Below are 9,359 nucleotides of genomic sequence, written 5' to 3'. Positions count from 1 at the left end.
GTCCCCGCAGGCCGCCGCGCGCACGCCCACCGAAGAGCCGGACGGCGGCCTCATGCTGCTGGCCGGTGCCGTGGTGATTGGTGCCCTGATTGCCAAGCGGATTTCCAGCTGAGCTTTTTGCCAGCCTGCGCCCGTTGCGTACGGAGCGTGCCATTTTTGGCGCCATGCCTGTAGCCGGGCGGCGCCCGGGTGCAGTTCACCCGGGTCGGCATGGTAGGATTCCGGCGGTAAATTTCTGTTTCCATGGCGCTTTATGGCGTTTCGGATCTGAAGTGGATGATCACTCGGTCCGCAACAAACCTGTGCCTGTCACTTTCGAATTGGGGGCGTTTGCAGCAAAAAACGCCCCCCTTAACTGAACTTCGAACCATGACCGCATCCCGACACCAAGCCGATTCAAGTATGTCCCGATCTTCCAGCAGCAGATTCTCCCGCGGTGTGCTCGTGGCCGGCCTGGCCTCCCTGCTGGGCGCCTGCGCCATCGTTCCCGGTGACCGCGCCTATTCCATGCGCGAAGAGTCGGCAGTCAAGCTGCCGGTAAGACAGGAGGGCGCCGCCGAGGCAGTGCCCGACAACGTCAAGATCAAACCCATCAACGCCGAACTGATCATCGAGCAGTTCAAAAATGCCCAGCCTGCGCGCGCGCGTTTGAGTGCCGCCGCCGCCGATGCCACCAGAAAGACGCAAAACAGCAACGTACCGGCGGTGGACTACCGGGTTGGCCCTGGTGACATCCTGAGCATCATCGTGTGGGATCACCCGGAACTCACTACCCCGGCTGGTCAGTACCGCGATGCCACGCAGGCTGGTACGGTCGTCACCGAAGATGGCAGCATCTATTACCCCTACGTGGGTGTGCTGCCGGTGGCTGGTAAAACCACCCGCCAGATTCGCGACCTGCTGGTAACCCGCCTCTCCAAGTACATTGAAAAAGTGCAGCTCGACGTGCGCATGACGGCTTTCCGCAGCAAGCGCGTGTACGTGGTGGGCGAAGTGGCCAAGCCCGGCCAGCAGGACGTCACCGACATCCCGATGACGGTGCTCGAAGCCGTCAACCGTGCCGGTGGCTTTACCCCCGAAGCCGATCACAGCCGCGTGCTGCTCACCCGCAAGGGCACCACCTTCCGGGTAGACATCCAGGCCATGTACGAAGAGGGCGCCACCGAGCAAAACGCTTTGCTCGAATCCGGTGACATCCTCAATGTGTCCGACCGCAGCTTCAACAAGATCTTCATCCTGGGCGAAGTCACCAAGCCCGGCTCGCTGGTCATGACCAAAAAGCGTTCCACACTGGCCGAAGCGCTGGCCGACGCCGGCTACATCAGCCAGGACCGTTCCAACCCCAAGTGGATCTACGTGATGCGCGGCGAGAACGAAACACCGGAACTCTTCCACCTGGATGGCAGCTCGCCCGACGCCATGCTGCTGGCCGACCGCTTCGCCCTGCGCCCGCGCGACATCATCTATGTGGACGCCGCCGACGTGGTGCGCTGGAACCGCGTGATTACCAATATTCTGCCCACCGCCCAAACGCTCTACCAGACGAGTCTGAGCAAGTATCCGCTCTTCGGTGGTCGCCAGTAATTGCAAGACTTGCCCGGCATCATTCGCAGGCTAAAGATCAGATAAAACGGACTTTCCATGGATAACGATCAATACAAACCCGCTTCCTCCACGCACGGATCCTCGATGCAGGGCATGGTCCAGCAGGATGATCAGGACGACGAAGGCTTGGCCCTCGGCGAAATCATCGCAGTAGTCTTTGAATACCGTTGGCTGGTGGCGGCGATCATCGCATCTGCAATCCTGCTGGGCTTGGGGGGGGTCTTTGTCGCCAAGCCTGAATACCGCGCCAGCGGCCTGCTGGAGGTGGAAGAGAAAGCCTCCGGTGCTCTTGCTGCGATGAAAGATCTCGGCCCCTTGCTGGGGCTTGGGGGAGATACGACAGTCGCCGCCGAGCAGGAAATTCTGGGTTCGCGGATGGTGCTCGAAAAGGTCATCAACAAGCAGAAGCTCAATATCAGGGCTGAGCCTCGCTATTTTCCTCTTGTCGGTCGTGCCATTGCTCGTCGCTATAAAGATGAAGGCCTCAACAGCCCCCTGTTTGGCCTCGCCAGCTTTGCCTGGGGGGGCGAGGTGATCCAGGTGGATGCGCTGGACGTGCCGCGCGACATGCTCGACGAAACACTTTCATTGGTGGTGGGCGAGGGTGGTGCCTTCCAGGTATTTGCCGATGGCGATGAGCCCGTCCTTAAGGGGGTGGTGGGTGCCCGCGCCAGCGCTGGCCAGTATTCCCTGTTTGTGGCCCAGATCCAGGCCCGGCCGGGCACGCGGTTCAAACTCACCAGGCTTTCTCTCGACGAAGCTCTGGCTGCGCTGACCAAAAAATACGCTATCAAGGAGCGCGGCAAAAAGTCTGGCATCCTCGAAGTCAGCTTGCAAGGCAATGACCAGGACAAGATTGGCGTTGTTCTCGACGACATCCTGAATACCTACGTGCGCCAGAACGTCGAGCGTCGCTCCGCCGAAGCCGAAAATACGCTTCAGTTCCTTGAAAAACAGTTGCCCATCGTCAAGCGCCAACTGGATTCCGCCGAGGCGGCCTATAACGGCTACCGGCAAAGCCGCGGTTCCCTCGATCTGAATATCGAAACTCAGAGCGTGCTGGGCTCCATCGTCGAGATTGATAACCAGATCGTCGCCCTCCGTCAGGAAAAGGATGAGCTCCGCCAATACTTCACCGGTGAGCATCCGCGTATCCAGGCCGCCGATGCCAAGATCGAAAAGCTCAAGGCGCGCCGCAGCCAGTTTGATGGAGAAATCTCCAAGCTGCCGGATACGCAGCAAACCGTCTTGCGCCTGGCGCGTGACGTAGAGGTGAATACCGCGCTGTACACCGAATTGTTGAATACTGCCCAGCAGCTACGGGTGAGCAAGGCTGGTACGGTGGGTGATGTGCGCATTATTGACTCTGCTGCCGTGACGACTCAGCCGGTTGGTATCAAGCCGATCTCCATCCTTGCTATTGCCGGTTTTTTAGGTTTTCTAACAAGTCTTGGGGTTATATGGATACTGCGCACCTTGCGGGTGGTGGTGGAGGATCCTGAGGAGATCGAATCCCGTCTCGGTTTGCCTGTATATGCCTCTATTCCCCATAGTAGTGAAGAGGTGGCGCTTGGCCGACGCAGCAAAGGCAGCAAAGTCAGTAGTGGGTTGCTGGCGATTTCCAATCCAGAGGATGATGCCATCGAGAGCCTGCGCAGCCTGCGCACCACCATTCACTTTGCCTTGCTCGATTCGCAGCAGAACTCGCTGCTCATCACTGGTGCCAGCCCCGGCTTGGGCAAGAGTTTCATTTCAAAGAACCTGGGCGCCGTATTGGCTCAGGCGGGCAAGCGCATCGTCATTGTGGATGCCGACTTGCGTCGTGGCCATATCAACAAGGAATTTGGTCTCAAGCGGGAAGTCGGTATTTCCGAATATGTTGCCGGTGATGTGAGCCTTGACGATATCGTCAAGCCGACTGCAGTGCCCAATTTGTGGGTCGTCACCACAGGCCAGATTCCGCCGAATCCCTCTGAGTTGCTAATGCATTTGCGCTTTGAGGAATTGCTTGAAAAGCTTGGCGAAAGATTTGATACGCTGATTGTTGATGCGCCGCCTATATTGGCGGTGTCAGATGCAGCTATAATCGGACGTCATGTTGGCGCTACCTTGATGGTTGCTCGTGCCGGGCGTCATCCGATCCGCGAGTTGGAGCAGGCTGTTAAGCGATTGAATCAGTCTGGCGTGCATGTCAAGGGTTTTGTGTTCAATGATTTTGATGTAAGTCGTCAGCGCTATCGCTATGGATATAAAGGCTACGTGTATCGCTATTCGTATAACAGCGGTAGTAAGGTCTGATTCTTCACAAAGTAAGCTCAAGCGCGATACCCAAGTATGGGTCGTGAACAAATGATTTTGATCTAGGAGAGTGTTTTGAACACAGGCAAGAAAGTAGCTTTAATTACTGGAGTAACTGGGCAAGATGGGGCCTATCTGGCCGAGCTCCTCCTCGAAAAGGGTTACGAAGTTCACGGTATTAAACGTCGCTCGTCCCTTTTCAATACTGACCGCATTGATCATCTTTATCAGGATCCGCATGAGTCAGATCGTAAATTCATTTTGCATCATGGTGATTTGACAGACTCGACGAGTTTGATCCGTATCATTCAACAAGTGCAGCCCGATGAGATCTACAATTTGGCCGCTCAAAGCCACGTTGCAGTAAGTTTTGAAGAGCCTGAGTACACTGCAAACGCTGACGGGATTGGTGCCTTGCGGATTCTCGAAGCCATTCGGATCCTTGGCCTGGAGAAGAAGACCCGTTTCTATCAGGCATCGACTTCCGAGTTGTATGGTTTGGTGCAGGAAATCCCGCAAAAGGAAACCACCCCGTTCTATCCGCGCAGCCCGTATGCCGTAGCCAAGATGTACGCATACTGGATTACCGTTAACTACCGTGAGGCCTACGGTATCTATGCATGTAACGGTATCCTCTTTAATCATGAGAGCCCTGTGCGTGGTGAGACCTTCGTTACTCGCAAGATCACGCGCGCAATAGCCCGCATTGCGCTAGGTCTTCAAGACTGTCTTTTCCTTGGGAATATGTCGGCTTTGCGTGATTGGGGGCATGCACGTGATTACGTGGAAATGCAGTGGTTGATGCTTCAGCAGGATAAGGCCGAGGATTTCGTCATCGCTACAGGAGTTCAATACAGTGTTCGTCAGTTTGTTTCATTCGCAGCTGCTGAGCTTGGAGTAGAGATTAAGTTTGAAGGCGAAGGCGTATCCGAAATTGGTGTTGTGGCAAAGGTTACTGGTGATAAGGCCAAGGTAAAGGTTGGTGATGTCATCGTGAAAGTAGATCCTCGTTATTTCCGCCCAACAGAAGTTGAGACTTTGTTGGGTGATCCAACGAAAGCACGTGAGAAGCTAGGTTGGACGCCGAAAACAACTCTCGCCGAGTTGGTTTCGGAAATGGTTGTCGCTGACTATGAAGCCGCTCGTCGCGATACTCTAATAAAGATGGCTGGTTTTACAGCACTCGATCATCATGAGTAATTGAAGTCGTTGCTCAAGTAACGGCTGTCGGGTGGGGGGGAGTCCCCCCGCCTGGAAAATTGTCCTTTCAATACTTTATTTCATCAAATGAAAAGAGTTGCTGGGTTTGTTAAGTATTTATTCCTAAGAGTGTCTTTAGGTAAGGTTAGATACCTACGTTATTTAGGTGCTCAAATCGGCGATGGCTGCGAAGTTATTACACCCATAATTAATTTTGGTTCAGAGCCTTGGCTTGTAAAAATAGGTAATGGTGTCACTGTTACCCATGGTGTTAAGTTTGTAACGCATGACGCGTCTACTAGGTTGTTTAGGAATAAGTATTCTGAAATGAACTCTAGGTTCGGTAACAAATTTGGACCTATTTCCATTGGGTCTAATGTCTTTATTGGTGTTAATGCAATAGTTCTGCCTGGCGTATCAATAGGTGACAATGTGGTGGTGGGCGCTGGGTCTCTGGTTAATAAAGATGTCAAGTCAGGTACTGTGGTTGCTGGAGTTCCTGCAAAAGAAGTTTGTTCTATAGCTGAATACGAGGAGAAGTGCGTTAGAAACTTGATTCTTGTTAAGGCTGAAACTTCAATAGAGCTTCGTCGAGAATTAACTGAGAGATTTTGGGGGCGTAGCCTTTAATTTGGTTTGCCGTTTGTTGCGTCATGATGGCGGAAGTTAAGGTTTGGACGTACGAAATGGGTATCTTCGTCTTGGTTGTACTCATCAAATGTTGATGCGTGGTATAGGGTTAGCCTCCGCTAATCTAGCGGCTCCTATAATTGGACTTCTGGGGACTCCTTTTGTTGCCAGGCTGTATTCTCCATCAGCTTTTGGAGACTATTTTTTTTACCTCTCCATCGCGACCCTGATTTCAGTTGTCATCACTCTTCAATTATTTAACGCGCTAATTGCTGCTAAGAGTGTCCGCCGCGCCTCCATTATTTTGGCGGAGTCGTTATGCCTCACCCTCGCTCTAAATGCACTTGTTTATGTTTTTTGGTTTTTATTTGGAGTTGTCGGTCTTTTTAATTCTGACTGGGCTGTCTTGTGCTGCTTGATGGCGCTCTCTATCGGACTAAACCAAATATTTAGTACATATCTAGTGCGGTTGGGGCTAATAAAAAATCTTTCGATTTCCCTTTTTGCGAAAGCCTTGCTTTTGCTTTCGGTGCAGTTGCTCTTCGGGTTCTTAGGTTACCAATCAGCAGAGTCTCTTGCCCTGTCCTTTGCTATTTCTGAGTGTGTGACTGTAGCGGTGTTGGCTTTGATGGTGGCTGCTCAGATTAAAATCGGTTTAGCTATTTCGTTCAGAAAGTCGCCACTGGCTGAGTCAAGAAAAAATATAGCCTTTGCGTTGCATTACATGCCAAGTCAGCTTTTGTCGCTTGGCGTTAATTACTCTCCGGTTGTTTTGTTGAAGTTGTCTGGCGATGCTATAGGTCTCGGCATTTATTCGATGACTTTGAGGTTGGTCGCTACTCCAATTAATGCGTTTTCTAGTGCGTTGCGGTCGCTTTACTGGAGGTGGTTGTGCCGGACTCCGACTTCTGTTAGTTCGCGTACTAGGATTTTGTATTTTTTCGGTATCTTGTCCGCAGTGCTTATATGTTTTTTAGCCGAGGTAGCAAAACTTCCTGTTGCCAGCGTTCTTTTGGGGAGCAAGTGGGGTCTTGTAGATAATTATGTTCCTTCGGCAATGTTATGGCTTCTTTCTAGTTTTTTGGCCGTTATGCCTGCGGAAGTTCTTAAGAATACAGGTGGCCAAAACTATATATTAGTCGGTGAGATACTGTCGGCATCAATTAAGTTATTGGCTGTCGGTTTTGGGTTTGTTTTTTTTAGCACGATTGATTTGATCTCACTCTGGTTTTACGCCGGTTTTGTAGGGAATCTTATTGTTTCGTTTTTTTATCTATACAAGCGAAGATTTTATGGACGTCCGTGACCGCGCGCGATCGTTTGGTGCAGCAAAAATGATGGTTTCTTTTGCTGGGAGGATTTGCTTGTGTATTTATATCGTAATAGGGTTAGGTTTGAGTGGAGTCGAGGCTGTATCGCGCTTTGCTGCTTTTGCCGCTTTATTCGGCGTTGTTTTATATTTTGCAACTTACAGAAAAGTTCCAAAAGGACTTGGTGCGTATTTATTTGTCTTGGGGTATTTTTCACTGTCCTGGTTCTGGGCTAAAGAAGCAGCGGTAGGTGTCTTGGGAAACTATCTATCAGCAGTCTTGGGAGGGTTGCTACTTTTTCTGGCTCTTCGTGCTAAATGGGTTAGTCCGGCACAAGCAGTGCTTTTGCTTTTGCTTCCATTTTTCCTTAATTTGTATGCATACATTATTGGCGATAACCTCACTTCGTCCTTGTTTGATATTGAAGAAGATGCTGCATTTAAGCGATTTGGTGGCTATGTGGGTCATCCAAATGCACTGGTTACGCGACTAATTGCTCCTTTGGTTGTTCTTGCTTTTTTGGTTTCATACATTCGGAGAAAGTCTGTTGTTCTCCTGTTGTTGTCTTTGTCTTTGGCTTCAGCTTTTTTTGCGATTTATTCAAGTGGTTCTAAGAAGAGCATATTGCTTATGCTTCCTCCTCTCGTGATGATGGGCTTGTTCTTCTTTAGGAAAGAGGATGGTAAGTCTGAGTCGGGAGGCGGGGGGGTGAAGAACCTTGGTTTCATTTTGTTTCTCGTCGTTTCTGTGGTTGTGGGCGCCAATTTTTCAACAGATGAAATAGAAGTTTTTTCTAGGTTTGAATCATTTTTTAGCGGCTCTGATGAGTCAACAGATGAGAGACGACTCCTCGTCTTGATAGCGCCATCGTTGATCGTTGATGCTCCGATGTTTGGTCATGGTCTTGACCAGTATGCAATTGTTTCTGGCGTTGGATTTTACTCTCACAACAATTATGTAGAAGCGTTGGTGAATACAGGGGTGGTGGGGTTTTTTCTCTATTATTTTGTTTTTTTAGATAAGTTGAATCAGTTGAGGCGTCAAAGGAGCGGTATTTTCTTGTCGCTTCTTTGCATTGTTCTTTTTGTTTCGTTGGATGTAACTGGGGTTACTTATGGTGATCGTGGCTCTCAGATCATGTTAATGGCCTTCTTTTTTCGTGCAGTTACAGGAGAGAGGGCGGTGGGGCGTGTTTATGGATAAGTCTAATCGGTTTGTGTTGTTCATAAATACACTAGGCAGCGGCGGTGCTCAACGGCAAATAGTCCTTTTGGCTCGGGAGCTTTCTAAGGTTTCCGATAATGTGTTTTTGGTGCATTACGGCAATTCGGAGCACATGGTCGAAATGCTAGGCGGAAGCTCTGTTCGAGTGGTTCGAGTGCAGGCGCCCTTTGGTCGTTGGAAGGGGTTTCTCTTCATTAATTTGGTCTTAGAATTTTTGAAGATTCGGCCAACTCACGTCGTTTCATTTATAGATGCTCCAAATAAAATATTTGGAGCCCTTGCTTTTCTTATATTTCGTCGGGTTGTGTGGGTTCCATCCGAAAGAAATTTGGTTGTGGGTTCCAGTTTTAGGGAAACGTTCTGGCGTTCGTTGTTGTACAGGAGGGCCAGAAATGTTATTTCAAATAGCCACTCGCAAAATAAGTGGATGCATGAAAATATAAGCTCTCAAGCTGCTAAGTGCTCCGTAATAATAAATGGTGTTCCCGGTGAAATGTTTTCTGACGAAATTTGCACGGCAGAAAATGGAGAGATAAAGAAGTTTGTGGCATTGGGTAGGCTTGGGTATCAAAAGAACCCGATGCTTCTTATCGATACCTTGAGATTGTTGTTGCCAGAAGTCAGAAAGTCTATTTTTGTTGACTGGTATGGAGAGGATGATCCTGATAGCCCTGGGCTGAGGGAGAGTCTAGAGAGTACGGTTAAATTGTATGAGTTGCCGATTCGTTTTCATCGCGCTACTCGTGATGTAAGTGCCGTATTGGATAGTGCTGATGCTTTCATTCTTTGTTCTAGATTTGAAGGAACGCCTAATGTTGTTCTTGAGGCAATGGCACGAGGTAAGGTTGTTTTAGCTTCTTCAGTGTCTGATGTTCCGTTGTTGCTTAGTCAAGGGAGAGGGTTCCTCTTTGAGTCGGAAAGTACAGTCGGATTTAGTAAGGCGATTCTTGACTGCTTGAGTCAGCCCATGGATAAGGCACTGAAAATGGGAGAGGACGCTCGTTTTTTTGTAAAGCATGAATGTAGTGCAACTTCGATGTCTAAGAACTATTTGCGCGCTTTAGGTCTGGCTGTCGGGCTAGATCAGTGATC

General features: G+C 50.0%; 7 protein-coding genes. All 7 read left to right on the top strand.

The features are described from left to right. Nucleotides 1-402: 402 nt before the first annotated feature. The 7 genes from ETQ85_RS23685 (at nt 403) to ETQ85_RS23655 (ending at nt 9,357) form a co-directional block, all read left to right on the top strand. Nucleotides 403-1,584, top strand: a complete 1,182-nt coding sequence (locus ETQ85_RS23685) for a polysaccharide export protein (protein ID WP_148581515.1) — start codon at nt 403-405, stop codon at nt 1,582-1,584. 57 nt (nt 1,585-1,641) lie between these two features. After that, complete coding sequence (locus ETQ85_RS23680; protein ID WP_148581514.1) at nt 1,642-3,903, top strand: polysaccharide biosynthesis tyrosine autokinase; 2,262 nt, start codon at nt 1,642-1,644, stop codon at nt 3,901-3,903. Between the two features lie 75 nt (nt 3,904-3,978). Continuing rightward, entirely contained in the window at nt 3,979-5,103 is a 1,125-nt protein-coding gene (gene gmd, locus ETQ85_RS23675) for a GDP-mannose 4,6-dehydratase (RefSeq protein ID WP_148581513.1), read from the top strand. A gap of 87 nt (nt 5,104-5,190) precedes the next feature. Further along, complete coding sequence (locus tag ETQ85_RS27155; protein ID WP_148581512.1) at nt 5,191-5,733, top strand: acyltransferase; 543 nt, start codon at nt 5,191-5,193, stop codon at nt 5,731-5,733. An 88-nt stretch (nt 5,734-5,821) separates the two neighbouring features. Further along, a complete protein-coding gene (locus tag ETQ85_RS23665; protein ID WP_148581511.1) occupies nt 5,822-7,039 on the top strand; it encodes an oligosaccharide flippase family protein in 1,218 nt (405 codons plus the stop codon). Next, complete coding sequence (locus ETQ85_RS23660) at nt 7,026-8,246, top strand: O-antigen ligase family protein (RefSeq protein ID WP_148581510.1); 1,221 nt, start codon at nt 7,026-7,028, stop codon at nt 8,244-8,246. Before ETQ85_RS23665 ends, ETQ85_RS23660 begins: the two co-directional genes overlap by 14 nt. Continuing rightward, the gene (locus ETQ85_RS23655; protein WP_148581509.1) at nt 8,239-9,357 is read left to right on the top strand and encodes a glycosyltransferase; all 1,119 of its coding nucleotides are present in this window, start codon (nt 8,239-8,241) and stop codon (nt 9,355-9,357) included. The genes ETQ85_RS23660 and ETQ85_RS23655 overlap by 8 nt, the downstream gene beginning before the upstream one ends. Nucleotides 9,358-9,359 lie beyond the last annotated feature (2 nt).

The organism is Zoogloea oleivorans, assembly GCF_008107625.1.
Taxonomy (GTDB): Bacteria; Pseudomonadota; Gammaproteobacteria; order Burkholderiales; family Rhodocyclaceae; genus Zoogloea; species Zoogloea oleivorans.
This window is presented reverse-complemented; position numbering and strand designations above follow the sequence as displayed.